Consider the following 26,791-nt stretch of genomic DNA (forward strand, 5'->3'; position numbering starts at 1 on the left):
CGGGACGCTGTGGCACGCGTAGTGCACTACCCGAGTCCGACGACACGCTGGGTGCGCGTCGCCCGGATCAGCCGACGAAGCGGGTGATCGCACCCGTCAGGTCGGGAGAGCTGGACGTGCCGAGGTTCTGGTAGGCGCCGCCGGTGGCCTGGGCGACGGCCTCCCAGGTGGACTGGTCGGAGTCCGCGCCGAAGTCGATCACGTTCACCGCCACCGGACGTGCCGGGTCGAAGGCGTCCCGGACGAACGCCTGCAGACCCGCCCCGTCCAGCGACTGGTCGCTGTGCGGCCCCTCGGTGATGACGAGCACGGAATTGGCCTGCCCGGGGCGGTAGTTCGCGAGTGCCTCGTTGTACACCAGACGCAGCGTGGTGAACGACACGGCGCCACCCGATGTGGACGCCAACGAGTCCAGTGTCGTCGTCAGGCCCTGCGACCGGGGTGTGCCGCCGACGGGTTCCGACAGCGGTCCCATCGGCACCCGGGAGGACCCGGCCGCGCCGTCGAAGGTCCACAGTCCGACGGCCGAGGTCGGCGGCAGCGCGTCGATCCGGGGGATCAGTGCGTTGACGACGTTGCCCATCCGCGAATTGGTGCCCTCTGGCGCAGGCATCGACTGGTCGAGCATGATCGTCACCGCCGAACCCTTCGCCGGCGCCGTCAACGCGTCGGCCATCTTGGCGCGCATCGCGTTGTCGCCGATGGACAGCGGAGCCGACACCGGGGCGAAAGCGGTGACGTCGCTGGCCGGCGGGGTGGCGCCGTCGGCGCGGAAGCCGGCCTTGGCCAGTTCGGCGAGCCCCTCGGGCTTGCGCATGAAGCGGGCGAACTCACTGGCCGCCGCGACCTGTTCCTTGGTGAGCCAGTCGCCGGACAGCAGGACGGTGGGGTAGTCGGCGGTGGCCGTCGGGCCGGGCGGCAGCCAGGACGCCAGCGTGTTCTTCGCCTCGGGCAGCGACGCGCCGCGCTGGAACAGCTGCTGCTCGGTGACGGCGACCGCGTGCACCGGAGCCGTCGCCGGGTCGGACGCCTTGACCAGCGCGTCGAGCGCCGTGCCCGCGGTGTCGTCGGCCAGTTCGGGTTGGCCGGCCAGCAGTGTGCTGACCGCTGACATCCCGTCGCTCGCCGGCGCGCCCGGCGGGGCCGATGCGGCCGCCACCGCCTCGGCGGCGAGGTAGGACGCGTCGCTGTCGCCGTTGCGCGGCAGCGCCAGTTTCAGCGAGCCCCATCCGGGCAGGTTGAGCCCGTCGAGACCGGTCGGGTTGGTCTGCAGCCTGGGCAGGGTCGACCAGTTCTGCTGTCCCAGCGCGGCTCTCATCTGCGGCCGGACCGCGAGCAGGACCGGCGAGGTGACCAGTGACCGGCTGTCGTCGATGGTCTGCGGTCCGGAGCCCGCCTCGAGGCGGGCCGCGGAGACACTGCTGGCGGGGATCCACAGCGCGGGCCGTTCACCGAGATCGGCCGGCCAGTCCCCGGTGAACCCGTTGACCACCTGATCGGATCCCGCGGGCTTGACGCCGATCTTCACACAGCGGTCGCCGACGGGGCTGGCGGTCTCGTTGTACCCGTTGGCCAGCGTCTCGATCTGCGGTGCGATCGACGGATCGGCCAGTACCGCCACGGTGAGTTCACCGTCGACGCAGCGCGCGGCGGCGACGTCGCTGCGGTCGGACAGTGCGTCACCGAAGAAGCGCCACAGGATGACGGCGGCCACCACCACGACGACGGTCACCAGGGCGGCGATCACGCCGACGCTGACACCACGCCGCCCGGACGCGACGGCACGGTGGCTGCCGGTCCATTCGCCGCCGTCCCAGTCGCCGCTGTGCTGAGGTCCTGCCGGACCGGCCGGCGGCGGGCCGTCGTCGGCGCCCGCGCCGAACGCGGGCCCGTACTCGTCGTCGTCATCGGGATGGTCGTCGCCGCGGTAGCCGCCGTACTCGTCCGGGCGGTGGTCACGGGATGCGCCGAAGCCGTGGTCGTACAGATCGGGTTGATCGTGCTCGGGATCCCGGTAGTCGGAGTCCGCGTACTCCGTGCGGCGGTGCGCGGTCGTCGGGAAATCGTCGGCGGGGTAGTCGTCGGCGCTGTGATCCCCGTAGCCCGGATCCTGCCCGCCGCGGTCGCCGTACTCCGGCCGCGGGTACTCCGCGGGCGGTCCGGCATCACCGCGGCCGCGGCCCGGCCGCAGATGTGGTGTCCCCGGATCCTCGGCGGAAGTTCCGTCCTGCGGCGCGATTTCCGGTTCGCCCGCGGAGTCCTCGGGATCCGGAATGCTATGCCTGCCCATTCCTGCTCCCGTGTTCGTGTCGTCGACCGGTCGATTCCGACCGGCCGTCAATGCAACGCCGAAGTCTAGTCAACGCCGATGAAGCGGGGTGCCGGGTGAGGTCAGCTACGGGCGCCCGAACCGGCCTTGAACTCCCGCCTGCGGCGGTGCAGGATCGGCTCGGTGTAGCCGTTGGGCTGCGCGGTGCCGGACAGGATGAGCTCCTGGGCCGCCTGGAACGCCACACTGCCCTCCGGGTCGGTGGCCATCGGCAGGTACTTCTCGTCGCCGGTGTTCTGCTCGTCCACCACCGCTGCCATCCGTCGCAGGCTGGTCTTCACGTCGTCCTCGGTGATCACGCCGTGCCGCAGCCAGTTCGACAGCAGCTGACTGGAGATCCGCAGCGTGGCACGGTCCTCCATCAGCGCCACGTTGTGGATGTCGGGCACCTTCGACGAACCCACCCCCTGGTCGATCCAGCGCACCACGTAGCCCAGGATCGACTGACAGTTGTTGTCGACCTCCTCGCGGATCTCCTCGGGCGCCCACGCCAGCTCCTTGGCGAGCGGGATGGTCAACAGGTCGGCCAGGCTGGCGCGCTGCTTGCCCGCCAGGTCCTTCTGCACGGCGGCCACGTCGACCTGGTGGTAGTGCATCGCGTGCAGCGTCGCCGCGGTGGGCGAGGGCACCCAGGCGGTGGTCGCACCCGCCTTGGGCTGCCCGATCTTCTGCTCGACCATGTCGCCCATCAGATCGGTCATCGCCCACATGCCCTTGCCGATCTGGGCGCGGCCCACGAAGCCGGTTGCCAGCCCGATGTCGACGTTGTTGTCCTCGTAGGCCTTGATCCACGGCTGGCTCTTCATCGACGCCTTGCGGATCATCGGGCCGGCCTCCATCGAGGTGTGGATCTCGTCGCCGGTGCGGTCGAGGAAGCCGGTGTTGATGAACACCACCCGGTCGGCGGCGGCCTTGATGCAGGCCTTGAGGTTGACCGTGGTGCGGCGCTCCTCGTCCATGATCCCGACCTTGAGCGTGTTCTGCGGCAGGCCGAGCACGTCCTCGACCCGGCTGAACAGCTCGACGGTGTAGGCCACCTCGTCGGGTCCGTGCATCTTCGGCTTGACGATGTAGACCGATCCGGTGCGGCTGTTGGCCAGCGGGCCGTTGGCGCCGCCGGCGCGCAGTCCGTGGACCGCGGCGAGGCTGGTGAACAGGGCGTCCTGGACGCCTTCGTAGACCTCGTTGCCCTGAGCGTCCACGATCGCGTCGTTCGTCATCAGGTGGCCGACGTTGCGCACGAACAGCAGGCTGCGGCCGGGCACGGTGAGCTCGCCCTCCCCGTCGGGGGTGGTGTAGGTGCGGTCCTCGTTGAGCACCCGGGTGAAGCTCTTGCCGTCCTTGCTGACCGGAGCCGAGAGGTCACCCCTCATCAATCCCAGCCAGTTGCGGTATGCCGCCGTCTTGTCATCGGCGTCGACCGCGGCGACGGCGTCCTCGAAGTCGATGATCGTGGTGACCGCGGATTCCAGCACGACGTCCTTGACGCCCGCGGTGTCGGTGGAACCGATCGGGGAGTCGGGATCGATCAGGACCTCGATGTGCAGGCCGTGGTGGCGCAGCAGGAACGACCACTGCGGCGACCCGAAGTCGCCGGTGTAGCCGACGAACTGTTCGGGGTCGGCCAGAGCGGTGGACTGGCCGTCGCCGAGCTCGACGAGAAGCCGCCCGTCGTCGATCTTGAAGCCGGTCGGGTCGGACCACGACCCGGTCGCCAGGGGCACGCTCTCGTCGAGGAACCGGCGGGCGTAGGCGATGACCTTGTCGCCACGGACGCGGTTGTAGCCGCTGCCCTGTTCCGCGCCGTCCTCCTCGGAGATGACGTCGGTGCCGTAGAGCGCGTCGTACAGCGAGCCCCAGCGGGCGTTGGCGGCGTTGAGGGCGAACCGGGCGTTGGTCACCGGCACGACGAGCTGCGGTCCCGCGGTCGAGGTGATCTCCGCGTCCACGTTCTCAGTGGTGATGGTGACGTCGCCGGGATCGCCGGCGAGGTAGCCGATGTCGGTGAGGAACTGCTGGTACTCGTCGGGATCGAGCGGACCGATCGCACGCTGGCGGTGCCACTTGTCGATCTGTGCCTGCAGCTCGTCGCGGCGGGCCAGGAGTTCGGTGTTGCGCGGAGTGAGGTCGGCGACCACCTTGTCGACTCCCGACCAGAAGCTGTCCGGGTCGATGTCGGTGCCCGGCAGCGCCTCGTCGTTGACGAAGTCGTACAGCACCCGGGCCACGCGCAGATTTCCCACCTCGACGCGATCGGTCATCGTTTCCTCCTAGCTCACCGGCACGTCCGCTGACGCGACGCGCGTTGATCCACCTTACCCACCGGTAACGTCGGCCCTTGCGCCGCGCGCCGCCGCACGCAGCAGGTCGCACCTGCCGGCGAGGGTGGCTCGCAGCGGAGCGGCCCGCTCCGCGATCTCCTGCTGGGCGCGCACGTACTCCGCCCGACCCGCCGGTGTCTCGACGGAGATCGGGTCGAACCCGTGCCCGCTGAGGTCGTACGGGCTGGCGCGCATGTCCAGCGCCCGCGCGTCGGCGGCCAGCTCCAGACAGTCCATCACCAGCTCGGAGGACACCAGCGGTCCCAGCTTGTAGGCCCATTTGTAGCAATCCATGGCGGCATGGACACAACCCGGCTGCTCGGTGGCGATCTGGCGGTCCCGGGTGAGCCGTTCGGCGTTGCGGTCCGCGGCAGCATCGGTGAAGAATCGGAAAGCGTCGAAATGGCTGCAGCGCAACGGCATCGACTCCACCACCGCGTCGGTGCCCGCAGCACCGAGGCGCAGCGGCACCTGCGCGTGCCGGACCTCGGGTGAGCGGTACACCATCGCCCACTCGTGCAGCCCGAAGCAGTTCATCCGCGGCGCTCTTGCTGCCGTCGCCGTCAGCAGGTCGGCGATGAAGCCGACGGTGTCGGCCCGGCCGGCCAGGTAGTCCTGGCTGACCGTGACACCGTGCGGCGTGCGGTGATAACCGGCGATGTCCAGGTGGCGTCCCGCCGAGTCGCCCGCCAGCACCACTCCGAAGCCCGGGTGCCAGCGGCGGAGCAGGCGGGGCCGCAGGTTGTAATAGGTGAACAGGAAGTCCCACACCGGATGTGCCACGCCGGCGCGGCGGCGGGCCAGATGCGGTGCACAGAACGCGTCGACGCGATCGCGATGTACGGATTCGCGTGCCTGCCAATCAGATTCGGCGAGGACGTCGAGATGGGCGGCGACGCCGACGTCAGCCGCCTTCGCGCGGAGTGCGACGTCAGACACGGTGGGTGCCGTCCCGCACCGTCCCCACGAGGTCTTCGACCAGGTCCTCGAGCGCCACCATGGCCGTCACCATGCCGTCGGTGGTGACCAGGGCCAGGTGGCTGTTGTCGCGCCGCAACCGGGTCAGCGCATCGGGCAGCGGCAGCGATGCAGGCAACGTGAGCAGCGGGCGCACCAGCGTGCGGTCCAGCACCGCGTCGGGGTCGTGCACCAGCGGTAGCACGTCCTTGATGTGCAGGTAGCCGACGTACTCGCCGGACGGGCCGGCCACGGGGAATCGCGAGTAGCCGGTCTCGGCGAGCGCCCGCTCGACCGCGCCGACCGTCGGGCCGCTGTCGGCGGCGGCGGCGGGCACGGTGTGGATCTCGCTGAGCGGCATCGCCACGTCGCGGACCACGCGGTTGCGGATCTGGAGCGCGCGGGTGAGGCGGGTGTGCTCCTCGGTGTCGAGCAGCCCCTCGGACACCGACTCGGCGATCATCTCCGAGAGCTCCACCGTGGACACCGCCACGGCCAGCTCGTCCTTCGGTTCCACTCCGAACGCCCGCAGTGTGCTGTTGGCGCACCAGTTGTAGAACGCGATGAACGGCCGCGCCGCCCGGATGTAGACCAGGTACACCGGGATCAGGAGCATCGCCGTCGACTCCGGACCGGCGATCGCGATGTTCTTCGGCACCATCTCGCCGAGCAGCACGTGCAGCGTGACCACGACGCCGAGGGCCACCACGAAGGACACGGTGTGCAGCACCGCGTCGGGGATGCCGACCAGCCCGAAGGGCTTCTCCAGCAGGTGCGCCACCGCGGGCTCGCCCACCCGGCCGAGCAGGATCGAGCACACGGTGATGCCCAACTGGGAGCCGGCCAGCATCAGCGACAGGTTCTCGCCGGCCCGGATGACGGTGACGGCGCTGCGCTTGCCCTGCTCGACCAGCGCCTCGAGCCGGTCGCGGCGGGCGGAGATCAGCGCGAACTCCGAGCCGACGAAGAACGCGTTCGCCGCCAGCAGCAGCACGGTCAGCAGCGCGCCGAAGAGGTCGCCGCCCATCAGTCGTTCAGCTCCTCGTCGTCGGTCTCGCCGCGGCGGCCCAGCTCGGTCAGCTCGAGCTGGTCGATGCGGCGCCCGTCCATCTGCACGACCGTCGCAAGCCAGAGCACCGGGTCCTCGAGGACGGTGTCCGGGTCGAAGGCGGTGAGTTCGACGGTCTCCCCGGGTTCGGGGATGTGGCCGAGTTCCTCCAGCACCAGCCCGCCGATCGTCTCGTATTCGCCCTCGGGCGCCCGGAATCCGGTCTCGCTGGCCACCTCGTCGATGCGCAGCAACCCCGAGACCTTCCAGCCGCCGCCCGCAGGCTGCACGTCGGGGGTGGCGTCGTCGTGTTCGTCGCGGACGTCGCCGACGATCTCCTCGATGAGGTCCTCGACGGTGACCATGCCCGCGGTGCCGCCGTATTCGTCGACCACCAGGGCGGTCTGCAGGCCGTTGGCGCGGATCTGGGTCATCACCGCGTCGCCGTCGAGCGTCGACGGCACGGTGGCGACGGGGAGTGCGAGTGTGGCGAGCCGGGTGGTGGCCCGTTCGTCGTGCGGGATCGCGAACACCTGCTTGACGTGCACCACGCCGATCGTCGAGTCGAGATCACCCTCGACGATCGGGAAGCGCGAGTAGCCGGTGCTGATCGCCGCCTCGATCAGGTCGGCCACGGTGTCGTCGGCCTGCATCGCCTCGATCTCGGTGCGCGGCGTCATCAGCTCTTCGGCGGTGCGCTCGCCGAACTGCAGCGACCGGTCCATCAGGACCGCCGTGACCGGGTCCAGTGACCCGCTGCGCGCGGAGTTGCGCACCAGCGAGATCAGTTCCTGCGCGGAGCGGGCCGAGCGGAGTTCCTCGGCGGGCTCGATGCCGAGACGGCGCAGGATCCAGTTGGCGGTGCCGTTGGTCATCCGGATGAGCGGGGTGGCCAGCATCGAGAACAGCAGTTGCGGCGGCGCCGACGCCCGCGCGGTCGGCACCGGCCGAGCCACGGCCAGGTTCTTGGGCACCAGCTCGCCGAAGATCATCGACACCGAGGTGGCGATCAGGATGGCCAGCACCAGCGCCAGCCCGCTCGCGACGTTGGCAGGCAGGCCGACGGCGTCCAATCCCGGATGCAGCAGTCGCGCGACGACGGGTTCGGCAAGGTAACCGGTGGCCAGCGTGGTGATGGAGATGCCGACCTGCGCCCCGGACAGCTGAAACGACAGTGTGCGGTGGGCCCGGCGGACCATGTGGTCGCGGCGGTCGCCGTTACGGGCGTTGGCCTCGACGGTGCTGCGCTCGAGTGCGGTGAGCGAGAACTCCGCCGCCACGAACACAGCGGTGCCCGCGGTCAGCACGATGATGGCCAGCACCGACAGGATGGACAGGGTGACGCTCACGTCGTTCTCCCCGCGGGGGCGCCGGGCACGAGGCCCGGCCGACTAGGGGAGGGTTCCGCGTCGGACTGCTCCGGGGACGGCTGCTCGGCCCGGCAGGCCCGTTCGGTACCGGGGCCATCGGCGGGTGCCTGCGGCACGTAGTCCCTTCCTCGTTCGGCGAATGAGAAGCCCATGGTAACCGGTGCGCCGTGCGGCCCGCGCGCTCGTGGTGACCAGCCGACGGCCCGTCGACAGAGCTGAGCCTGTCCTCAGTAGCTCGGTGATAAGTTGCCAGGGCCGGGCCGGTTCACAGCGGCCCCACAGCGCACGACGAAAGCGGGTCGATTCATGCCCTTCGCCTTCTCACGCCTCACGGCCACGGTGTGTGCTGCCGCGATGGCCCTGTCGCTCAGCGCGTGCGGCGGCTCGGATTCCGTCGACGCCAGTGAGTCGCTGGTGGTGTACTCCGGGCGCAGCGAGGAACTCGTCGGGCCGCTGCTGGAGAAGTTCAAGGCCGAAACGGGGCTCAACGTCGAGGCGCGCTACGCCAGTTCCGGGGAGATGGCCGCCCAGCTGATCACCGAGGGCGACAAATCGCCCGCCGACGTGTTCCTGTCCCAGGACGCCGGGGCGCTCGGCGCGGTCGCCAAGGCCGGACTGTTCGCCCAGATCGACACCACGACACTGGAGGCGGTGCCGGCCAACTATTCGGCGGCCGACGGCACCTGGGTCGGCGTGTCGGGCCGTGCGAGGGTGGTGGTGTTCAATCCGAAGCTGGCGCCGAATCCGCCCGACACCGTCGACGGCGTGCTGGCGCCGGAGTGGAAGGACAAGATCGGGTTCGCGCCGAGCAACGCGTCGTGGCAGTCGTTCGTCACGGGCCTGCGGGTGGTGCGCGGCGACGCGGGGGCCGAACAGTGGCTGCGTGCGTTCAAGGCGCAGAACCCGAAGGCCTATGAGAACAACGTCGCGGTCCGCGATGCGGTCGACAAGGGCGAGGTCGCCATCGGTCTGGTCAACCACTACTACCTGTACGAACTGATCGACGCCAAGGGCAGGGACGCGGTGACCGCGCAGAACAAGTTCATGGCGCCGGGCGACCCCGGCGGGCTTGTCAACGTCGCCGGCGTCGGCATCCTCAAGTCGGCACCGAATCCCGCGGGCGCGCAACGGTTCGCGGCCTATCTGGTGAGCCAGGCCGCCCAGGAGTACTTCGCCGGCGAGACCAAGGAGTACCCGCTGGTCGCCGGCGTCCCCACGGCCGAGGGCATGCCGCCACTGGCCGACCTGCAGCCACCCGCGGTTGACCTGTCCCAACTCGACGACCTCGAGGCGACCCAGGAGATGCTGGTCGCAACCGGGTTGCTGACGAACTGATCCTGTTGCGGCGAAACGGGATTCGCCGTCGGCCGCCCGCGCTGCTGCTCGGCGCCGCCGCGGCTGTCTCGGCGGCCACGCTGCTGCCGCTGTACTACCTCGGTGACCGGGCGCTCGCCCGTGGCTGGGCGTTCGTCGCCGACGAACTCCTGCAGCAGCGCACGATCGCCCTGGTGGGCCGGTCGCTGCTGCTGGTGGTCGTGGTGACCGCCGGCTGCGTGGTGCTCGGCGTGGGCTTCGCGGTGCTGCTCAGCCGCACCGATCTGCCGTTCCGGCGGCTCTTCGGCGTGGTGCTCGCACTGCCGTTGGCGATCCCGAGTTACCTGCTGGCGTTTCTGTGGCTGTCGGTGCAGCCGGCGGTGGCCGGCTTCTGGGGCGCGTGCCTGGTGCTCGTCCTCGGCTGCTACCCGTACGTCTTGCTGACCACCACGGCGGCCCTGAACCGGATGGACCCCGCGCACGAGGAGGTGGCCCGTTCGCTGGGATTGTCCGGCGTGGCCGTGCTGTTCCGGGTGACGCTGCGCCGCGTCCGGGCGGCCGTCGCGGCAGGCGCGCTGCTGGTGGCGCTGTACGTGATCAGCGATTTCGGCGCCGTCGCCGCCATGCGCTATGAGGTGTTCACCTGGGTCATCTACGGCGCGTACCGCTCGGGGTTCAACCCGTCGCGGGCCGCGGTGCTGTCGCTGGTGCTGATGGTCTTCGCGCTGGTGCTGGTGGTCCTCGAGGGCCGGGCGCGCGGCCGGGCGGCGGCCTACCGGGTCGGCGGCGGCTCGGCACGGCCGGCCCCGGTGGCCGCGCTGGGACCGTGGTGGCCGGTGGCGACGGCGGCCGTGCTGACCGTGATCACCGCGGCTCTGGTGGTCCCGGTGATCGCGCTGGCCGACTGGCTGCTCGACGCGGGCGCGCGCTGGGATGCCGGGCAATGGTCGGCCGCGGTGGGCGCCACGCTGTGGCTGTCGGCGGTGGCGGCGGTGGTGTGCACCATCGCCGCCGTACCACTCGGTGTGCTCGTCGCGCGGTACCGCAGTCCGGTGACGCGGACGCTCGAGGGGGCCAGTTACGTCGCGCACGGGCTGCCCGGCATCGTCATCGCGATCGCCATGGTGTCGGTCGGTGTGGCGGCGCTGCGCCCGCTCTACCAGCGGGAGCCGTTGCTCATCCTGGCCTACGCCGTGCTGCTGGTGCCGGTAGCCGTCGGGTCGGTGCGGGCCGCGATCGAGGCGACGCCGGTCCGGCACGAGGAGGTGGCCCGGTCGCTGGGCCGCGGCCCGTTCGCCGCGTTCGCCGCGATCACCGCCAGGGGCGCCGCGCCCGGGATCGCCGCGGGCGCCGCACTGGTGCTCCTCACGTGCATGAAGGAGTTGCCGATCACGCTGCTGCTTCGCCCGACCGGGACCGACACGATGGCCACCCGGCTGTGGACCTACAGTTCGGTCAGCGATTATGCGTCCGCCGCGCCGTATGCGGCCGCGCTGGTGATTCTCGCCGCGCTCCCGACGGCCGCGCTCGGCCTGTGGAGTGCGCAGGTGGTGGAGGTGCGCGACACATGAGTGCGGAAGACCAGACGTTGCCTGCCGCCGCAGGTGTCCGCATCCGCGGCCTCGGCAAGTCGTTCGACGGGCGGCGGGTGCTCTCCGGTCTCGACCTCGACGTGCCTGCGGGCACGATCAGCGCGGTGCTCGGACCGTCGGGTTGTGGCAAGACGACACTGCTGCGCATCGTCGCCGGCTTCGAGGCGCCAGACGCCGGGACGGTGACCGTCGGCGACGGCGTGGTGTGCGGCGACGGCGCTGCCGTGCCCGCGCACCGGCGCCGGATCGGCCTGATGCCGCAGGAAGGTGCGCTGTTCCCGCACCTCAGCGCCGCGGAGAACATCGCATTCGGACTGCCGAAGCGGCGGCGCGGCGCGGCGGCCGACACCGTGCGGCACTGGCTCGACGTGGTGGGGCTCGACGGCAGCGGTGACGCCCGGCCGCACGAGCTGTCGGGCGGGCAGCAACAGCGGGTGGCACTCGCCCGCGCGCTGGCGGCGCGGCCGAGGGTGGTGTTGCTCGACGAGCCGTTCGCGGCGCTCGACGCCGGGCTGCGGACGCGGGTGCGCGAGGACATCGCCGCGATCCTGCGCGACACCGGCACCACCGCCGTGCTGGTCACTCACGATCAGGCCGAGGGACTGTCGCTCGCCGACTCGGTGGCGCTGCTGATGGACGGGCAGATGGTGCAGTCCGGCACCCCGGCCGACGTGTACGACCGGCCGCGCACCCTGGCGGCCGCCCGGTTCGTCGGTGCGGCCGTCGAGATCGGCGGGGTGTGCCGCGGCGGGGTGGTGCGCACCGCGCTCGGTGCCCATCCGGTGCGGATACCGGTCGATGACGGCGACGTGGTCGTCGTGGTGCGGCCAGAACAACTGCGGCTGTCCGACGACGGGGCGCCCGCCGTGGTGACGGCCCACCGGTTCTACGGCCCGGACAGTTCGGTGCACGTGACGCTCGCGGACGGTACGCCGCTGGTGGCCCGCCGCATCGGCGACGTCGACATCGAGACGGGTCAGGCGGTCAGCCTGAGCGTGACGGGCGCCGTACTGGCGTACCCCTCACCAACCGGTCGGCAGCGGATGCCCCTCGGCGAAGCCGGCGGCTGACTGCACGCCCAGCACCACCTTGTCGTGCAGTTCGGGCAGCGTGGCGGCGCCGACGTACGTGCAGGTGCTGCGGACCCCGGAGGTGATGTGGTCCAGGAGATCCTCCACGCCGCCGCGGGACGGGTCCAGACCCATCCGCGAGGTCGAGATGCCCTCTTCGAACAGGCCCTTGCGGGCGCGGTCGAACGCACTGTCGGCGGAGGTGCGCGCCGCGACCGCACGCTTGGAGGCCATGCCGTAGCTCTCCTTGTACGGCCGGTCGTCCCGGTCGCGCATCAGGTCACCCGGCGACTCGTAGGTGCCGGCGAACCAGGATCCGATCATCACGTTGGCGGCGCCTGCGGCCAGCGCCAGCGCCACGTCACGCGGGTGCCTCACCCCGCCGTCGGCCCACACGTGGCCACCGAGTTCCCTTGCTGCAGTAGCACATTCCACCACCGCCGAGAACTGCGGGCGGCCGACGCCGGTCATCATCCTGGTGGTGCACATGGCACCGGGGCCGACGCCGACCTTCACGATCGAGGCACCGGCGGCGATCAGGTCGCGGGTGCCTTCGGCGGACACCACGTTGCCAGCCGCCAGCGGCACGCCGAGATCCAGTGCCGACACCGCACGGATCGCGTCGAGCATCTTGACCTGGTGGCCGTGGGCGGTGTCGATCACCAGCACGTCGGCGCCGGCCTCGACCAGTGCGCGTGCCTTGGCGCCGACGTCGCCGTTGATCCCGACGGCGGCGGCGATGCGCAGCCGGCCCTTGGCGTCGACCGCGGGGGTGTAGATGCCGGCGCGGATGGCCCCGGTGCGGGTCAGCACGCCGGCCAGGGTGCCGTCGGGCCCGGTCAGCACCGCCACGCCGACGGCGGCGTTCTCGAGCAGGTCGAACACCTTGCGGGGCTCGGTGCCCACCGGTGCGGTGACGAAGTCGGTGACCGCGATGTCGCTCACCCTGGCGAACCGGTCCACCCCGACGCAGTCGGCCTCGATGACCAGGCCGACCGGCCGGCCGTCGTTCACCACGACCGCGGCGCCATGGGCCCGCTTGTGGATCAGCGCGACGGCGTCGGACACCGAGTCGTCCGGCGCGAGGGTCACCGGGGTGTCGACCACCAGATCGCGGCTCTTGACGAAGTCGACCGTCTCCCGCACCGCCGAGATCGGCAGGTCCTGGGGCAGCACGACGATGCCGCCGCGGCGGGCCACCGTCTCGGCCATCCGGCGTCCGGCCACCGCGGTCATGTTGGCGACGACCACGGGGATGGTGGTGCCCGACCCGTCGACGGTCGACAGGTCGACGTCGAACCGCGACGCCACTTCCGAGCGGCCGGGCACGACGAACACGTCGTTGTACGTCAGGTCGTACGGCGGCCGGTGGTCGTGGAGGAACTTCACGCCCCCGAGTCTAATGGGGGCGGGTCAGGCCTCGACCTCGCTGTGGTCGCCGCTCCACAGCGTGTGGAACCGCTTGTCGCGGTCGGCGTCGATGCGCCCGTAGGTGTGCGCGCCGAAGAAATCGCGCAGCCCCTGGGTGAGGGCGGCGGGCAGCCGCTCGGTGCGCAGCGCGTCGTAGTAGGAGAGCGCCGAGCTGAAGCCGGGGATGGGAATGCCCAGCTGCGTCGCGGTCACCACCACACGCCGCCAGCTGTCGATCGCGGCTTCGATCGCGTCCCGGAAGTACGGGTCGACGATCAGGGTGGGCAGGTCGGCGTCGTTGTCGAAGGCGTCCTTGATCCGGTTGAGGAACTTCGCCCGGATGATGCACCCGCCGCGCCAGATGGTCGCCATGTCACCGGGGGTGATGCCCCAGTCGTACTCGGCGCTGCCTGCCTGGATCTGGTTGAAGCCCTGGGCGTAGGCGATGATCTTCGAAGCGTAGAGCGCCTGCCGGATGTCCTCGGTGAACTGCTCTGCGTCGGAGGGCTTTCCGCCGAGATCGCCTGAGGCCAGGCCGGTGGTGGCCTTGCGCTGGGTGACCGAACCCGACAGCGCGCGGGCGAACACCGCCTCGGCGATACCGGTGACGGGCACACCGAGATCGAGCGCGGACTTCACCGTCCAGCGGCCGGTGCCCTTCTGCTCGGCCTCGTCGAGGATGACGTCCACCAGCGGCTTGCCCGTCTCGGCATCGTTCTGCCGCAACACCTTCGCCGTGATCTCGACCAGGAAGCTGTCCAGGTCGCCCTTGTTCCACTCGTCGAACACGTCGGCGATCTCGCCCGCGCTCTTGCCGAGGCCGTCGCGCAGCAGCTGGTAGGCCTCGCCGATGAGCTGCATGTCGGAGTACTCGATGCCGTTGTGCACCATCTTCACGAAATGGCCTGCGCCGTCGGGGCCGATGTGGGTGCAGCACGGCACGCCGTCGACGTGTGCGGAGATCTCCTCGAGCAGCGGACCCAGCGATTCGTAGGACTCCTTGGGACCGCCCGGCATGATCGACGGACCGTTCAGCGCGCCTTCCTCACCACCGGAGATGCCCGCGCCGACGAAGTGCAGGCCGCGCTCGCGGATCGCCTTCTCCCGACGGATGGTGTCGGTGTAGAGCGCGTTGCCGCCGTCGATGATGATGTCGCCTTCCTCCATCGCGTCGGCCAGCTCGTTGATCACGGCATCGGTCGGGTCGCCGGCCTTGACCATGATCAGCACGCGTCGCGGCTTCTCCAGCGCGTCGAGGAATTCGCGGATCGTCTCACTGCGGACGAAGTTCCCGTCCGAGCCGTGCTCGGCGAGCAGCGCGTCGGTCTTGGCGACCGAGCGGTTGTGCAGCGCGACCGTGTAGCCGTGTCGGGCGAAGTTGCGGGCGATGTTCGATCCCATCACCGCCAGCCCGGTGACGCCGATCTGTGCCGTACCGGTGGTGCCCGAGTTGGTCATGCGGCAGCCTTTCGTTGGTTGTGGTCAGAGAACGCTTCTTCGAGCGCGATGCATCCCTCGGCGCTGAATCTAGGTGGTGAACAGCCGGTGGAGTTCGGTCAGCCACGGCACCGCCACAGCCACGGTGGGCACCACCAGCACGGCCACCGCGGCGAGGTAGGCGACGGCGGCCAGCAGCGGGCTGTTCGGCCGGCCCGCGAGCCGGCGCACCCGGATCACCGTCGTGGGGCCACCGGCCGCGAGTGCACCTGACGGCGTGCGCCCCGACGCGCACGCGACCAGGGCGCGGGCCAGGGGAGTGGGTCCTGCCGCGCGGACCGCGGCGTCGTCGGCGAGCAGTTCGATCAGCAACCGCACGGCGTCCAGGGCGCTGCCGCTGCGGACGAAACGGGGAAACGCGGCGTGCACGGCGGTGAACATCTCGAGCACCAGGTCGTGCCTGGCGCGCAGATGGGCCCGTTCGTGGGTGAGGATCGCCGCGATCTCGTCGCCGGCGAGGCTGGTCAGGGTGCCGTCGCTGACCACGACCCGGCTCCGCATCCCGGGCAGGCAGTAGGCCATCGGCTGTGCGACGTCGAGGACGCGCAGGTCGGCCGTGCTGCAGACGTCGTCCAGCACCGAGGTGCGCGGCATGTCCAGCAGGTCGACCATCATCCGGTGATGGGCGCGCCGGCGGCGGGTCGCGATCGCCACCTGCAGCACCGACACGATCAGGCGGGCCCCGATGAGGAGGGTGAGTGCGAACACGAAGACGAGCAACAGCCACATCGGCCAGCCGAGGATGGCGATCTCACTGGTGATGGTGGCCGTCGGGCGGCCATCGGTGCCGGGGACGAACAACCGGCTGGCGATCGCGATTCCGGCGCTGAACGCCGAGAGCACCGCGGCCAGCACGATCGACTGCCAGAGCACGATCGCGGCCCGCGGCGCGCGCATCGGCCAGGACGCCCGCGCGAGCATTGCCGGCACCGGTCCGATCAGGACCAGCGCGACGATGGTGAAGGCCAGCGCGGACACGCTGTCAGTCTCCCTCAGCCGGTACCGGAATCGCCAGCCGGCGACGTCATTCGATGCTTGGTCTCCAGTTCGGCGAGCGCACGCCGCAGCGCGGCGGCCTCGCCTGCGCCGACCCGCTCGACGAAGTGCACCAGTGCGGCCTCGCGGCTGCCGGAGTCGGTGACCTGGTCGAGAGCGTCGACCATCAGGCCCGCGACCAGCTCGTCGCGGCCGTGCGTGGGGGCGTAGCGGTGTGCCCGGTCGTCGCGATGCTGCACCACGAGATTCTTCTTCGCGAGCCGTTGCAGGACGGTCATGATCGTGGTGTAGGCCAGATCACGCCGCGCCGACAGTGCCTCGTGCACCTGCCGGACGGTTTGGGGTTCGGGAGCGGACCAGAGGTGATCCATCACCTCACGCTCGAGCTCCCCTAGACGCGTCAACTTGGCCATGTTCCGTTCACTCTCCCTGAGCAGTAGATCAAGGGTACTACGGACGTACTACCGTGCGTCGTATACATCGCTGGAGATCAACTTCTTCTTTCGCGCGTTGCATTCCGGTTGAGGTCAACGGCCTCGTTCGGCCGCCCTGTGAAACAGCTCACAGGCGGCAGCCCGTGTTGCCTGGTCGCTATAGTAAGGCTAACCTAACCCGTGACGACGACGCCCGGGAGGTGCAGTGACGGTACTGATCGACGATCCGCTGATCGCAGGCATGACCATCAGGCGGACGATGCCGTTACACGAGTCATCCCGCCGGCTGCGCGAGCTCTATCCCGAGTGTCCCCGCGTCTACGGCGTCGCCGTGATGGGCGACCTCTCGCGGCGCCGGTGGTGGCCGCTGGCCGAGGCGCTCACCAGCGAGCGGCTTCAGGTGATGTTCGACATCGCGGCCACCGAGACCGGGAACCGGTGCGCGGTCGCCCAGCAATTGGCGGCGACGCTGGCGCATGTGGTCATCGGCCGGGTGATCCCGCTGGTGGTGCTCGAGGGACGGGCGTGGGACACCGGCCTGGAGAACCTCTGGGTGCACGTGGACTCCGAGGGCGCGATCGATTGGGTGGGCGTCGTCGACCCGACGCTGCGGGCGCTGCCCGACGACCCCTACTTCGGCCCACGCCGCGGCCGGCTGGGCCGGGGAGCCGGGCAGGGCATCGTCGCCCTGCCGAACGAGGCCGCGCTGACCACCTGGATCGCGCACCGCAGCCATCGCACTCTCGAACCGCTGTTCACCCGGTTGGTGCAGATCAGCGGCGGAGCGATGACCGAGGCGGCGATGTGGCACATGGTCGGCGCCGCCGTGGTCAGCGCCGCCACCCAGGTACCCATGCTGGCGGGCTCGAGCGAGCTGACGAGCATGCGCCGCGGCCAGGCCGTGCTGGACGCGCTCGTCGGGTTCGGCCTGCCGGTGCGCGGCGCCGCGCGGACCGGCCGGGGGAAGGGCTTGCTTAATTAGGGCAGCCTTGCCTATTCTTTCGTCACGAGGCATACGGACCGCGCCGGAGTCCTGAGGGCTGCAGAGACCCCCGGTCCCCTCGAGGGCGGGTCCCGCGCAACAGTGCGGGACCCGCCCGAATCTTTTGGTGCGCCGGCCGTGTAGACATCCAAGGGTGAGCACAGAACTGCCCGCCGGTCTCGGCGAAGGATTCGACACCGAACTGGGCCTGACCTACCTGGAGATGACCCCCGACGGCGGCCGCGCGCAGCTGACCATCAACGAAAAGTTGTTGCAGCCCTGGGGAATCGTGCACGGGGGCGTCTACTGCGCGGTGATAGAGAGCCTGGCCAGTGTCTCCGCTCACGTGTGGCTGTCCGAGAACGGCGGCGGCACGGTGGTGGGCGTCAACAACAACACCGACTTCCTGCGCGCACTCCGATCGGGCACGGTCACCGCGGTCTCCACGCCGATCCACCGCGGCCGCCGCCAGCAGCTGTGGCTGATCACCATCACCGACGAGACCGACCGGACGGTCGCCCGCGGCCAGGTCCGCCTGCAGAATCTCCCCGACGCCTGACCCTCAGCCGTCGAGCGCTGCTGAGCGTGCCGCGCCGTGGCAGGATCGCGAACTATGCGACTGACCCCGCATGAGCAGGAGCGGCTGCTCATCTCCTATGCCGCCGAACTGGCGCGGCGCCGGCAGGCCCGCGGGCTGCGGCTCAACCACCCCGAGGCCGTCGCCGTACTCACCGACCACCTGCTCGAGGGTGCGCGGGACGGCCGCACCGTCGCGGAACTGATGGTCAGTGGACGCGACGTGCTGTCGCGGGAGGACGTGATGGAGGGAGTGCCGGAAATGCTCGAGGACGTCCAGGTGGAGGCCACTTTCCCGGACGGGACCAAGCTGGTCACCGTCCACCACCCGATCCCGTGACCATGATTCCGGGGGAGATCCTGCACGGCGACGGCGACATCGAGATCAACGAGGGCGCCGAGCGGGTGTCCCTCGACGTCGTGAACACCGGCGACCGGCCCGTGCAGGTGGGCAGTCACGTGCACCTGCCGCAGGCGAACGCCGCACTCGACTTCGACCGGCAGGCCGCCCACGGCCATCGGCTCGACATCCCCGCGGGCACCGCGGTGCGGTTCGAACCGGGTGTGGCACAGACGGTGTCGGCGGTGCCGTTGCGGGGGACCCGCGAGGTGCACGGGCTCAGCCTGACCCCGCCCGGCCGGCTGGACGAATCGTGAGCGGGCTGTCGCGGTCCCGGTACGCCGCACTGTTCGGACCCACCATCGGCGACCGGATCCGGTTGGCGGACACCGACCTGTTCGTCGAGATCACCGAGGACCGCAGCGGCGGACCGGGACTGGCCGGTGACGAGGCCGTGTTCGGCGGCGGCAAGGTGCTGCGCGAGTCGATGGGACAGGGCCGCGCGACGCGCGCCGACGGCGCCCCCGACACGGTGATCACCGGCGCGGTGATCATCGATCACTGGGGAATCATCAAGGCCGACATCGGCATTCGCGACGGCCGCATCGTCGCGATCGGCAAGGCCGGCAACCCCGACATCATGGACGGCGTCCATCGCGACCTGGTGGTCGGGCCGTCGACCGAGATCATCGCAGGCAACGGCCGCATCCTCACCGCAGGCGGGATCGACTGTCACGTGCACTTCATCTGCCCGCAGATCATGGGCGAGGCGCTGGCGGGCGGCATCACCACGCTGATCGGCGGCGGCACCGGCCCGGCCGAGGGCAGCAAGGCCACCACGGTCACCCCCGGCGCATGGCACCTGGCCCGCATGCTCGAGGCGCTCGACTCCTGGCCGATGAACATCGCGCTGCTGGGCAAGGGCAACACCGTCAGCGCGGACTCGATGTGGGAGCAGTTGCGCAGCGGTGCATCGGGTTTCAAGTTGCACGAGGACTGGGGCTCCACCCCGGCGGCCATCGACGCCTGCCTGCGGGTGGCCGACGCGTCGGGGGTGCAGGTGGCGCTGCACTCCGACACCCTGAACGAGGCCGGCTTCGTCGAGGACACCGTCGGCGCGATCGCCGGCCGGTCCATTCACGCGTACCACACCGAGGGCGCGGGCGGTGGGCACGCACCGGACATCATCACCGTGGCGGCCGAACCGTACGTGCTGCCGAGTTCGACCAATCCGACCCGGCCACACACCGTCAACACGCTCGACGAGCACCTGGACATGCTGATGGTGTGTCATCACCTCAACCCCAGCGTCCCTGAGGATCTCGCGTTCGCCGAGAGCCGGATCCGGCCGTCGACGATCGCCGCCGAGGACCTGCTGCACGACCTCGGTGCGATCTCGATGATCGGCAGCGACGCTCAGGCGATGGGCCGCATCGGTGAGGTGGTGCTGCGCACCTGGCAGACCGCCCACGTGATGAAGCGCCGCCGGGGCGCCCTGGCCGGAGACGGTGCGGCGGACAACAATCGTGTGCGCCGCTACGTGGCGAAGTACACGATCTGCCCGGCCGTGGCCCACGGGCTGGACCACGAGATCGGCTCGGTCGAGGTCGGCAAGCTCGCCGACCTGGTGCTGTGGGAACCCGCCTTCTTCGGTGTCCGGCCGCACGCGGTGATCAAGGGCGGGATGATCGCGTGGGCGGCGATGGGTGACGCGAACGCGTCGATTCCCACGCCACAGCCCGTTCTGCCGCGCCCGATGTTCGGCGCCGACGCGCGTGCCGCAGCCGCCACCTCGGTGCACTTCGTGGCGCCCCAGGCGATCGAGGACAGGCTGGCCGACCGGCTGGCGGTCAGCCGGCGCCTCGTCGCGGTGGGCGATGTGCGCGGTGTGGGCAAGACGGACATGCCGCTCAACGACGCGATGCCCCGTATCGAGGTCGACCCGGACACCTTCACGGTGCGCATCGACGGTGACGTCTGGCAGGAGCAGCCCGCCGCCGAACTGCCGATGGCTCAACGCTATTTCCTCTTCTAGCCCATGACCGCACTCACCACCCTGCTGACGCTGGCCGACTCGCGGCTGCCCACAGGAGGGCACGTGCACTCCGGCGGCGTCGAGGAGGCCGTCACCGGCGGGCTGGTGTTCGACCTGGCCACGCTGCGCGCATACCTGGTGCGCCGCATCCGGACCCACGGCCTGGTGACCGCGTCGCTGGCGGCGGCGGTGCACACCGGCACTTGCACGGTGATCGAGGCGGACCACGAAACCGATGCCCGCACACCGGCTCCGGCTGCCCGCGCGGCGTCGCGGGCGCAGGGCCGCGGGCTGGTGCGGCTGGCGCGCCGGGTCTGGCCGGACGCCGACTGGCAGGCGCTCGGGATCAAGCCGCACCTCGCTGTCGCAGCCGGAGCGGTGGGCGCGGCGAGCGGCCTGAGCGCCGAGCACACCGCGGTCTCGGTGGTGTACACGACCATGACGGGGTCGGCGACCGCCGCGCAGCGACTGCTGGCGTTGGACCCCGGCGACGTCGCCGCCCTGACCTTCGCGCTGTCGGCACTGTGCGACCAGACCGCGGCGGCGGCCGCCAAAGAACTCGCCGACCTTTCCGACCCGATGCTCGACGTGCTCGCCGAACGGCACGCCCAGCGCGAACGACCGTTGTTCTCCTCGTAATTCGACTACCGATAGGCCCTGTATGCCACCGCATTTCCTGGACGGCCAACCGCACGACCACCGCGACCGCCCCCGCCGCGAACGAACGCCGGGGGAGCCGCTGCGGATCGGCGTCGGCGGACCCGTCGGCTCCGGCAAGACCGCACTGGTGGCCGCGCTGTGCCGCCAGCTACGCGACCAGCTGTCGCTGGCCGTGCTCACCAACGACATCTACACCACCGAGGACGCCGACTTCCTGCGCCGCAACGCCGTGCTCCCCGACGAGCGAATCGCCGCGGTGCAGACCGGCGGCTGCCCGCACACCGCGATCCGCGACGACATCACCGCCAACCTCGACGCGATCGACGACCTGATCGCCGCGCATCATCGGCCCGACGCCCGCCTCGACCTCATCCTGGTGGAGTCCGGCGGCGACAACCTCACCGCCACCTTCTCCTCCGGACTGGTCGACGCGCAGATCTTCGTCATCGACGTGGCCGGTGGGGACAAGGTGCCGCGTAAGGGCGGACCCGGCGTCACCTTCTCCGATCTGCTGGTGGTCAACAAGACCGATCTCGCGCCGATGGTCGGCGCCGATCTCGACGTGATGCGCCGGGATGCGGCCAAGGTGCGCGGCGACCGTCCCACGGCGCTGATCTCGCTGACCGAGGACCCCACGGCGGGCCCGGTGCTCGCCTGGGTCACCGCGCAACTGCGTGCTCCGGTGCCCTCGCCCGCACCATGAGGTCCGACGTCGCCATCATCGCCTGCCCGGGACGTCCGCCGCGCCTCGAGTGCAGTGGGGGACTGGCCGCCCGCCGCACCGGTCCCGACACCGTGCACCTGGTGTCCGCGGCCGCCACACCGCTGGGCGGTGATCTGATCTGCGTGCGCGTCGTCGTCGAACCCGGCGCGCGACTGCGGGTGCGCACCGCCGCGGCGACGCTGGTGCTGCCCGGAGCAGGAACGCCGGAATCGGTGGCCCACTGGGACATCGAATCGGCGGGCGAGCTGGACGTCGACCCGCAGCCGACCGTCGTGGCCGGCGCGTCGCGGCACGTCACGCTGACGCGGCTGCGGTTGACCGGAGTCGGGCGGGTCCGCGTGCGCGAACGGATACAGATCGGCAGAACCGGTGAGCGACAGGGCTTCTGGTCGGGGTCCCTGCACGTCGACCTGGACGGTACGCCGATGCTGCGGCACCGCATCGAACTGGGTGACGACACCGTCGCCGACGACGTCCTCGGCGCGCCACGCGCATGCGTGAGCGAACTGACCTACCCCGACCGTGCGGAGAGCGCGAAGGGCACCGAGCTGGCGCTGGCCGCCGGCGGCTGGCTGTCGACCTGGCAGGGGGAGCGGCTGACTAGCTAGCCGCCTGCTCCCTCTCCCGTTCGGTCTCGGTCACCGCCGCCGCGATCTCCTCGAGTTCCTCTATGCGGGTACGGGCGTAGGCCTGCTGTTCGGTGATCGTCAGCTGGCCGCGGTTGCGGCCGAGGAACGTCACCGTCCATGACAGCAGCGTGACGATCTTGGTCTTGAAGCCCACCAGGTAGACCAGGTGCAGCACCAGCCACGCCAACCAGGCGATGAAGCCGCCGAACTCCAGCGGGCCGACCTTCGCCACGGCGTTGAACCGCGAGACGGTGGCCATCGAGCCCTTGTCGAAGTACTCGAACGGCTCGCGGAACGCCGGGTTGGCGCCCTTGATCTCGTTCTTGATCAGCCGCGCGGCGTACTTGCCGCCCTGGATCGCGCCCTGGGCCATGCCGGGCACGCCGTCGACGGCCGCCATGTCGCCCACCACGAACACGTTCGGGTGGCCGGGCAGCGACAGGTCGGGCTGCACCTTGACCCGGCCTGCCCTGTCGAGTTCGACACCCGACTGCGCGGCGAGGTCCTTGCCGAGCGGGCTCGCCGAGACGCCGGCAGACCACACCTTGCACGCCGATTCGATGCGCCGGACGCTGCCGTCGGGATCCTTGACGGTGATCCCGTTGCGGTCGACGTCGGTGACCATTGCGTTGAGCTGGATCTCGACGCCCATCTTCTCCAGCCGGGCCTTCGCCTTGTTGCCCAGCTTCTCGCCCATCGGCGGCAGCACGGCGGGCGCAGCGTCGAGCAGGATCACCCGTGCCCGGGTGGAGTCGATGTGGCGGAACGTGCCCTTGAGGGTGTGGTCGGCCAGTTCAGCGATCTGACCGGCCATCTCGACACCGGTGGGCCCGGCGCCCACCACCACGAACGTCAGCAGCTTCGCGCGCCGCTCCGGGTCGCTGGACCGCTCTGCCTGTTCGAACGCGCCGAGGATGCGCCCACGCAACTCGAGCGCGTCGTCGATCGACTTCATGCCGGGCGCCCACTCGGCGAAGTGGTCGTTGCCGAAATAGGACTGGCCGGCGCCCGCGGCGATGATGAGGCTGTCGTACGGCGTCGCGTAGTCGTGGCCGAGCAGCTCCGAGTGCACGAGCTTGTTCTCGAGGTCGACGTGGGTGACGTCGCCGAGCAGCACCTGCGCGTTCTGCTGCTTGCGCAGCACCACCCGGGTCGCGGGCGCGATCTCGCCCTCGGAGATGATCCCGGTCGCCACCTGGTACAGCAGCGGCTGGAACAGGTGGTGCGTGGTGCGTGCGATCAGTTTGATGTCGACGTCGGCACGCTTCAGGGTCTTGGCGGCGGTCAATCCGCCGAACCCCGACCCGACGATGACGACCTTGTGCCGGTCGGACACGGTGGCTCCGGGGTGGCTCATCTGCAACTCCTCGACGAACGTCTTCTCGTTCAGTACAACCACTAGGCTAGTGGGCGGGCATCCCGCAGGCGCGGTGAGATAGCGCACCGCACTGACTGTTTACCCAGCCAGCATCGGCTTCAACGCGGCGGCGACATCCGTTATGCGCCCGGGGTGGTATCCGTCGATGTTCGTGACCGGACTGAGGATGACACCGTCGACCCCCGCGTCGAGCACCTTGGTCTTGACCTGCTCGGCGATCTGCTCGGCGCCGCCGAAGGCCACGCGGTCCTTGAAGTCGTCGGGAATCATGTCGGCCGTGACGTTGTCGTCGATCATCGCCATCACCAGCATGCTGGTCTCCAACGTCGCCGGGTCGCGGTCGATCTTCTCGCAGGCCTCCTTGACGACCTGCACCTTGCGGGCCAGCTCGTCGAAGCCCGCGATGATGTTGAGGTGGTCGAAGTGCTTGACCGCCAACGGAATCGTCTTCTTCTCGCCACTGCCGCCGATCATCAGCGGGATGTGGTCACGCAGGCGCGGCTCGGCCATCGCCTCCTGGGTGCGGTAGTACTTGCCGGAGAAGGTCGGCCGCTCGCCGGCGAGCATCGGCAGGATGATCTGCAGCGCCTCGCCGAGCCTGTTGAACCGGTCGGTGAAGGTGCCGAACTCGTAGCCGAGCTGATCGTGCTCGAGCTCGAACCAGCCGGTGCCGATGCCCAGGATCGCCCGGCCCTGGCTGATCACGTCGAGCGTGGTGATGGCCTTGGCCAGCAGCGTGGGGTTCCGGTAGGTATTTCCGGTGACCAGTGTGCCGAGCTGGACGCGCTCGGTCGCCGTGGCCAGACCGCCGAGGGCGGTGTAGGCCTCGAGCATCGGCTGGTCGGGGGTGCCCAGGCCGGGCAGTTGGTAGAAGTGGTCCATCACGAAGACCGAGTCGAAGCCCGCGGCCTCGGCTTCCTGGGCCTGCGCGATGACGGTGGGGAAGATCTCGGCGACGCCGGTGCCGTAGGAGAAGTTGGGGATCTGGAGTCCGAGTCGAATCGTCACTCCGTCGACCCTAACGCGCTAGCCGAAGTTCGCCAGCGCACCCCGGCTGACGTGCAGCGTCTGTCCGGTGATGTGCCGCGCCGCGGGCGTGCTCAGGAACAGTGCGAGCCGGGCGAACTCGTCGGCGACCGATGGCGGGGTGGTGCTGAGGCCGTCGTAACCGGCTCCGGCGCTGCGGCCGGAGGCCACGGCGTTGACGGTGATCCCGCGGGTGCCGAAGTAGGTCGCCTGACCGGCGGTCCACTCGCCGAGGGCGGCCTTGACCGCGGCATCGGCACTTCCGGGGCGCGGGCTCTCCGGCACGACGTTGACGATCGAGCCACCGGAGCGCAGGTGGTCACCGACGATCTGGGTGGTCAGCACGGCCGACAGCACCGTGGCGTCGAGCGCTGCGCGCCACGCCGCCGCCGTGTCGGCGAGCGAGAACGTCCGGGGGTCGCCGGGCTGCCAGCCGGGCGCCGGGACGTTGACCAGGGCATCGAGGTGATGCGGGAACAGCCCGCGCGCGTCCTCGAGGCTGGCCGGGTCGGTGTTGTCGAACAGGATCGAGTCGACGTCGAGTTCCTTCGCGGCGACCTCGAGCTCGTCGCGGCGCGCCCCGGCGATGACCACGGTGTGGCCTTCGGTGCGGAAGCCGGCCGCGATCGCGCGTCCCAGATCGGTGTCTCCTCCGGTGACCAGCACGTCCATCGGTTGACCTCCTCGTCGCGGTGACCCGCGCGCGGTGGCGCGCCGATCAAGCGCCGATGTTACTGGACGGTAGCTAGCGCGGGAAATCCGACGCGCGAGCAACCGGACACGCGTCGGTAACGACGATGATCGGCGGCGCGATTCACTGGGCAGAACGCCCGTCGACCGACCAGTCCGGGCTGCCACCGGGACCGGCGCGGCGCCCCGGGGAGTCGGCTTGTCAGCAATCTTTCAGGAATGCTTTGAGCTGCCCCGACTCCGACACAGCAATCGACCATTAGAACACTTTTTAATCAACTCACACTTGCGTCACGGCGGTAACACGGTAGTTTCTTCTCCATGGAGCAGCCGGACGTGACTTCCGCACGACGACGTAAGAGTCTCTCGACGGCGCTGGCGCTCGCGGCATCGACGAGTGTCGCCGTGGCGGCACTCACCCTGCCGGCGATCGCCAACGCGCAGCCCGAGCCGTCGCCGCCGCCACCCCCGCCGCCGCAGGGGAACACCTTCCTGGGGCAGCCGCCGCCGCCGAACGCGCCGCCTCCGCCGCCCGCGGACCCGAACGCGCCGCCTCCGCCGCCCGCGGACCCGAACGCTCCGCCTCCGCCGCCGGCCGATCCGAACGCGCCGCCACCGCCGGCGGCCGATCCGAACGCTCCGCCACCTCCGCCCGCGGACCCGAACGCGCCGCCGCCTGCTCCCGCGGACCCCAACGCCCCGCCCGCTCCCGAGGCCGGCCGGGTCGACAACGCCGCAGGCGGATTCAGCTACGTGGTTCCCGCGGGCTGGAAGGTCTCGGACGCCACGCAGCTGTCCTACGGCCAGGCGCTCCTCAACCGGGTCGCGCCCGAGGGCGCGGAGCCGCCGAGTGACACCAGCGTGCTGCTCGGCCGGTTGGACCTCAAGCTGTTCGCCGGCGCCGAGGCCGACAACACCAAGGCCGCGCAGCGTCTGGCGTCCGACATGGGCGAGTTCTTCATGCCGTTCCCGGGCACCCGGCTCGGCCAGGAGACCGTTCCCCTCGATGCCGCGGGGATGCCCGGTGTCGCGTCGTACTACGAGGTGAAGTTCACCGACGCCGCCAAGCCCACCGGCCAGATCTGGGCCGGGGTGGTCGGCCAGCCCACACCTGCGGGCACGCCGCGCGGGCAGCGCACCCCGGAGCGCTGGTTCGTGGTGTGGCTCGGCTCGGCGAACAATCCCGTCGACAAGGGCGCCGCGGTGGCGCTGGCCAACTCGATCCGGCCCTGGTCGCCGCCGCCGCCCCCGCCGGCCGACGCACCGCCGCCTCCGCCCGACCCCAACGCACCTCCGCCGGACCCGAACGCGCCGCCGCCGCGGCCGGGTGTGGGCGTCGCTGTGCCGGTCGATCCGAATACGGCACCGGAGATGCGTCCGCCGTCCTGATCACGAGCTGACCCGAACGGGCGC

General features: G+C 70.4%; 24 protein-coding genes. 12 read left to right on the plus strand and 12 right to left on the minus strand.

What is annotated here, in order from left to right:
- Positions 1 to 67 precede the first annotated feature (67 nt).
- The 5 genes from AB0K11_RS25215 to AB0K11_RS25235 form a co-directional block, all read right to left on the minus strand.
- Entirely contained in the window at positions 68 to 2,290 is a 2,223-nt protein-coding gene (locus AB0K11_RS25215; RefSeq protein ID WP_364983631.1) for a substrate-binding domain-containing protein, read from the minus strand.
- Positions 2,291 to 2,391: 101 nt separating this feature from the next.
- Positions 2,392 to 4,590, minus strand: coding sequence for a malate synthase G (locus AB0K11_RS25220; protein ID WP_364983634.1), 2,199 nt, complete (start codon positions 4,588 to 4,590; stop codon positions 2,392 to 2,394).
- Positions 4,591 to 4,644: 54 nt separating this feature from the next.
- Positions 4,645 to 5,589, minus strand: a complete 945-nt coding sequence (locus tag AB0K11_RS25225; protein WP_364983637.1) for a 3-methyladenine DNA glycosylase — start codon at positions 5,587 to 5,589, stop codon at positions 4,645 to 4,647.
- Entirely contained in the window at positions 5,582 to 6,634 is a 1,053-nt protein-coding gene (locus AB0K11_RS25230; RefSeq protein WP_364983639.1) for a hemolysin family protein, read from the minus strand. Before AB0K11_RS25230 ends, AB0K11_RS25225 begins: the two co-directional genes overlap by 8 nt.
- Positions 6,634 to 8,004, minus strand: a complete 1,371-nt coding sequence (locus AB0K11_RS25235; RefSeq protein WP_364983642.1) for a hemolysin family protein — start codon at positions 8,002 to 8,004, stop codon at positions 6,634 to 6,636. The genes AB0K11_RS25230 and AB0K11_RS25235 overlap by 1 nt, the downstream gene beginning before the upstream one ends.
- A 327-nt stretch (positions 8,005 to 8,331) precedes the next feature.
- Between AB0K11_RS25235 and AB0K11_RS25240 the strand changes: the two genes are divergently transcribed.
- The 3 genes from AB0K11_RS25240 to AB0K11_RS25250 are packed head-to-tail and all read left to right on the plus strand — an operon-like array spanning position 8,332 to position 12,001.
- Positions 8,332 to 9,360: an iron ABC transporter substrate-binding protein gene (locus tag AB0K11_RS25240; RefSeq protein ID WP_364983645.1), complete on the plus strand. Its 1,029-nt coding sequence runs from the start codon at positions 8,332 to 8,334 to the stop codon at positions 9,358 to 9,360.
- Between the two features lie 5 nt (positions 9,361 to 9,365).
- Positions 9,366 to 10,910, plus strand: coding sequence for an iron ABC transporter permease (locus AB0K11_RS25245; RefSeq protein ID WP_364983647.1), 1,545 nt, complete (start codon positions 9,366 to 9,368; stop codon positions 10,908 to 10,910).
- Positions 10,907 to 12,001, plus strand: coding sequence for an ABC transporter ATP-binding protein (locus AB0K11_RS25250; RefSeq protein ID WP_364983650.1), 1,095 nt, complete (start codon positions 10,907 to 10,909; stop codon positions 11,999 to 12,001). Before AB0K11_RS25245 ends, AB0K11_RS25250 begins: the two co-directional genes overlap by 4 nt.
- Here the strand turns inward: AB0K11_RS25250 and AB0K11_RS25255 are convergent.
- From AB0K11_RS25255 to AB0K11_RS25270, 4 genes are all read right to left on the minus strand, one after another.
- Positions 11,954 to 13,390: a GuaB1 family IMP dehydrogenase-related protein gene (locus AB0K11_RS25255; protein ID WP_364983653.1), complete on the minus strand. Its 1,437-nt coding sequence runs from the start codon at positions 13,388 to 13,390 to the stop codon at positions 11,954 to 11,956. The two genes, AB0K11_RS25250 and AB0K11_RS25255, sit on opposite strands and share 48 nt — an antisense overlap.
- 24 nt (positions 13,391 to 13,414) lie before the next feature.
- Entirely contained in the window at positions 13,415 to 14,869 is a 1,455-nt protein-coding gene (gndA, locus tag AB0K11_RS25260; RefSeq protein WP_364983656.1) for an NADP-dependent phosphogluconate dehydrogenase, read from the minus strand.
- A gap of 69 nt (positions 14,870 to 14,938) precedes the next feature.
- Positions 14,939 to 15,886 carry a M56 family metallopeptidase gene (locus AB0K11_RS25265; RefSeq protein ID WP_364983659.1) on the minus strand — a complete coding sequence of 316 codons (948 nt, stop codon included), beginning with the start codon at positions 15,884 to 15,886 and terminating at the stop codon, positions 14,939 to 14,941.
- 14 nt (positions 15,887 to 15,900) lie between these two features.
- Positions 15,901 to 16,317 carry a BlaI/MecI/CopY family transcriptional regulator gene (locus AB0K11_RS25270; protein WP_364983662.1) on the minus strand — a complete coding sequence of 139 codons (417 nt, stop codon included), beginning with the start codon at positions 16,315 to 16,317 and terminating at the stop codon, positions 15,901 to 15,903.
- A gap of 226 nt (positions 16,318 to 16,543) precedes the next feature.
- Here AB0K11_RS25270 and AB0K11_RS25275 point away from each other — a divergent pair, with 226 nt between their 5' ends.
- The 8 genes from AB0K11_RS25275 to AB0K11_RS25310 all read left to right on the plus strand — a co-directional run bounded on the left by AB0K11_RS25275 (position 16,544) and on the right by AB0K11_RS25310 (position 22,263).
- The gene (locus AB0K11_RS25275; RefSeq protein WP_364983665.1) at positions 16,544 to 17,320 is read left to right on the plus strand and encodes an iron reductase; all 777 of its coding nucleotides are present in this window, start codon (positions 16,544 to 16,546) and stop codon (positions 17,318 to 17,320) included.
- 154 nt (positions 17,321 to 17,474) lie between these two features.
- Entirely contained in the window at positions 17,475 to 17,879 is a 405-nt protein-coding gene (locus AB0K11_RS25280; RefSeq protein ID WP_364983668.1) for a PaaI family thioesterase, read from the plus strand.
- Positions 17,880 to 17,933: 54 nt separating this feature from the next.
- Positions 17,934 to 18,236, plus strand: coding sequence for an urease subunit gamma (locus AB0K11_RS25285; protein WP_264011829.1), 303 nt, complete (start codon positions 17,934 to 17,936; stop codon positions 18,234 to 18,236).
- 2 nt (positions 18,237 to 18,238) lie between these two features.
- Entirely contained in the window at positions 18,239 to 18,553 is a 315-nt protein-coding gene (locus tag AB0K11_RS25290) for an urease subunit beta (protein ID WP_364984157.1), read from the plus strand.
- Positions 18,550 to 20,271, plus strand: coding sequence for an urease subunit alpha (locus tag AB0K11_RS25295; RefSeq protein ID WP_364983672.1), 1,722 nt, complete (start codon positions 18,550 to 18,552; stop codon positions 20,269 to 20,271). Before AB0K11_RS25290 ends, AB0K11_RS25295 begins: the two co-directional genes overlap by 4 nt.
- A 3-nt stretch (positions 20,272 to 20,274) precedes the next feature.
- On the plus strand, positions 20,275 to 20,910 hold the full coding sequence (locus AB0K11_RS25300) for an urease accessory UreF family protein (protein ID WP_364983675.1): 636 nt from the start codon (positions 20,275 to 20,277) through the stop codon (positions 20,908 to 20,910).
- Positions 20,911 to 20,932: 22 nt separating this feature from the next.
- Positions 20,933 to 21,634 (plus strand): urease accessory protein UreG, encoded by a 702-nt coding sequence (gene ureG / locus AB0K11_RS25305; protein WP_364983678.1) that lies wholly within the window; start codon positions 20,933 to 20,935, stop codon positions 21,632 to 21,634.
- Positions 21,631 to 22,263: an urease accessory protein UreD gene (locus tag AB0K11_RS25310; RefSeq protein WP_364983681.1), complete on the plus strand. Its 633-nt coding sequence runs from the start codon at positions 21,631 to 21,633 to the stop codon at positions 22,261 to 22,263. The genes ureG and AB0K11_RS25310 overlap by 4 nt, the downstream gene beginning before the upstream one ends.
- Here the strand turns inward: AB0K11_RS25310 and AB0K11_RS25315 are convergent.
- The 3 genes from AB0K11_RS25315 to AB0K11_RS25325 all read right to left on the minus strand — a co-directional run bounded on the left by AB0K11_RS25315 (position 22,256) and on the right by AB0K11_RS25325 (position 25,360).
- Positions 22,256 to 23,641, minus strand: a complete 1,386-nt coding sequence (locus AB0K11_RS25315; protein ID WP_364984161.1) for an NAD(P)/FAD-dependent oxidoreductase — start codon at positions 23,639 to 23,641, stop codon at positions 22,256 to 22,258. The genes AB0K11_RS25310 and AB0K11_RS25315 overlap by 8 nt on opposite strands.
- 99 nt (positions 23,642 to 23,740) lie before the next feature.
- Positions 23,741 to 24,670 (minus strand): LLM class F420-dependent oxidoreductase, encoded by a 930-nt coding sequence (locus AB0K11_RS25320; protein ID WP_364983684.1) that lies wholly within the window; start codon positions 24,668 to 24,670, stop codon positions 23,741 to 23,743.
- 18 nt (positions 24,671 to 24,688) lie between these two features.
- Positions 24,689 to 25,360, minus strand: a complete 672-nt coding sequence (locus AB0K11_RS25325) for an SDR family oxidoreductase (protein WP_364983687.1) — start codon at positions 25,358 to 25,360, stop codon at positions 24,689 to 24,691.
- Positions 25,361 to 25,699: 339 nt separating this feature from the next.
- Between AB0K11_RS25325 and AB0K11_RS25330 the strand changes: the two genes are divergently transcribed.
- Positions 25,700 to 26,767, plus strand: a complete 1,068-nt coding sequence (locus tag AB0K11_RS25330; protein ID WP_364983690.1) for an APA family fibronectin-binding glycoprotein — start codon at positions 25,700 to 25,702, stop codon at positions 26,765 to 26,767.
- Positions 26,768 to 26,791 lie beyond the last annotated feature (24 nt).

The sequence above is a fragment of the Mycobacterium sp. NPDC050551 genome (assembly GCF_040674075.1).
GTDB lineage: Bacteria > Actinomycetota > Actinomycetes > Mycobacteriales > Mycobacteriaceae > Mycobacterium.

What these genes read in the sequence shown, in the direction of transcription:
- AB0K11_RS25330 (WP_364983690.1), top strand. Translation starts at nt 25,700, where the DNA reads ATGGAGCAGCCGGACGTGACTTCCGCACGACGACGTAAGAGTCTCTCG.
- AB0K11_RS25290 (WP_364984157.1), top strand. Translation starts at nt 18,239, where the DNA reads ATGATTCCGGGGGAGATCCTGCACGGCGACGGCGACATCGAGATCAAC.
- AB0K11_RS25285 (WP_264011829.1), top strand. Translation starts at nt 17,934, where the DNA reads ATGCGACTGACCCCGCATGAGCAGGAGCGGCTGCTCATCTCCTATGCC.
- AB0K11_RS25270 (WP_364983662.1), bottom strand. Translation starts at nt 16,317, where the DNA reads ATGGCCAAGTTGACGCGTCTAGGGGAGCTCGAGCGTGAGGTGATGGAT.
- AB0K11_RS25250 (WP_364983650.1), top strand. Translation starts at nt 10,907, where the DNA reads ATGAGTGCGGAAGACCAGACGTTGCCTGCCGCCGCAGGTGTCCGCATC.
- AB0K11_RS25220 (WP_364983634.1), bottom strand. Translation starts at nt 4,590, where the DNA reads ATGACCGATCGCGTCGAGGTGGGAAATCTGCGCGTGGCCCGGGTGCTG.
- AB0K11_RS25240 (WP_364983645.1), top strand. Translation starts at nt 8,332, where the DNA reads ATGCCCTTCGCCTTCTCACGCCTCACGGCCACGGTGTGTGCTGCCGCG.
- AB0K11_RS25325 (WP_364983687.1), bottom strand. Translation starts at nt 25,360, where the DNA reads ATGGACGTGCTGGTCACCGGAGGAGACACCGATCTGGGACGCGCGATC.
- AB0K11_RS25215 (WP_364983631.1), bottom strand. Translation starts at nt 2,290, where the DNA reads ATGGGCAGGCATAGCATTCCGGATCCCGAGGACTCCGCGGGCGAACCG.
- AB0K11_RS25310 (WP_364983681.1), top strand. Translation starts at nt 21,631, where the DNA reads ATGAGGTCCGACGTCGCCATCATCGCCTGCCCGGGACGTCCGCCGCGC.
- AB0K11_RS25230 (WP_364983639.1), bottom strand. Translation starts at nt 6,634, where the DNA reads ATGGGCGGCGACCTCTTCGGCGCGCTGCTGACCGTGCTGCTGCTGGCG.
- gndA (WP_364983656.1), bottom strand. Translation starts at nt 14,869, where the DNA reads ATGACCAACTCGGGCACCACCGGTACGGCACAGATCGGCGTCACCGGG.
- AB0K11_RS25315 (WP_364984161.1), bottom strand. Translation starts at nt 23,641, where the DNA reads ATGAGCCACCCCGGAGCCACCGTGTCCGACCGGCACAAGGTCGTCATC.
- ureG (WP_364983678.1), top strand. Translation starts at nt 20,933, where the DNA reads ATGCCACCGCATTTCCTGGACGGCCAACCGCACGACCACCGCGACCGC.
- AB0K11_RS25300 (WP_364983675.1), top strand. Translation starts at nt 20,275, where the DNA reads ATGACCGCACTCACCACCCTGCTGACGCTGGCCGACTCGCGGCTGCCC.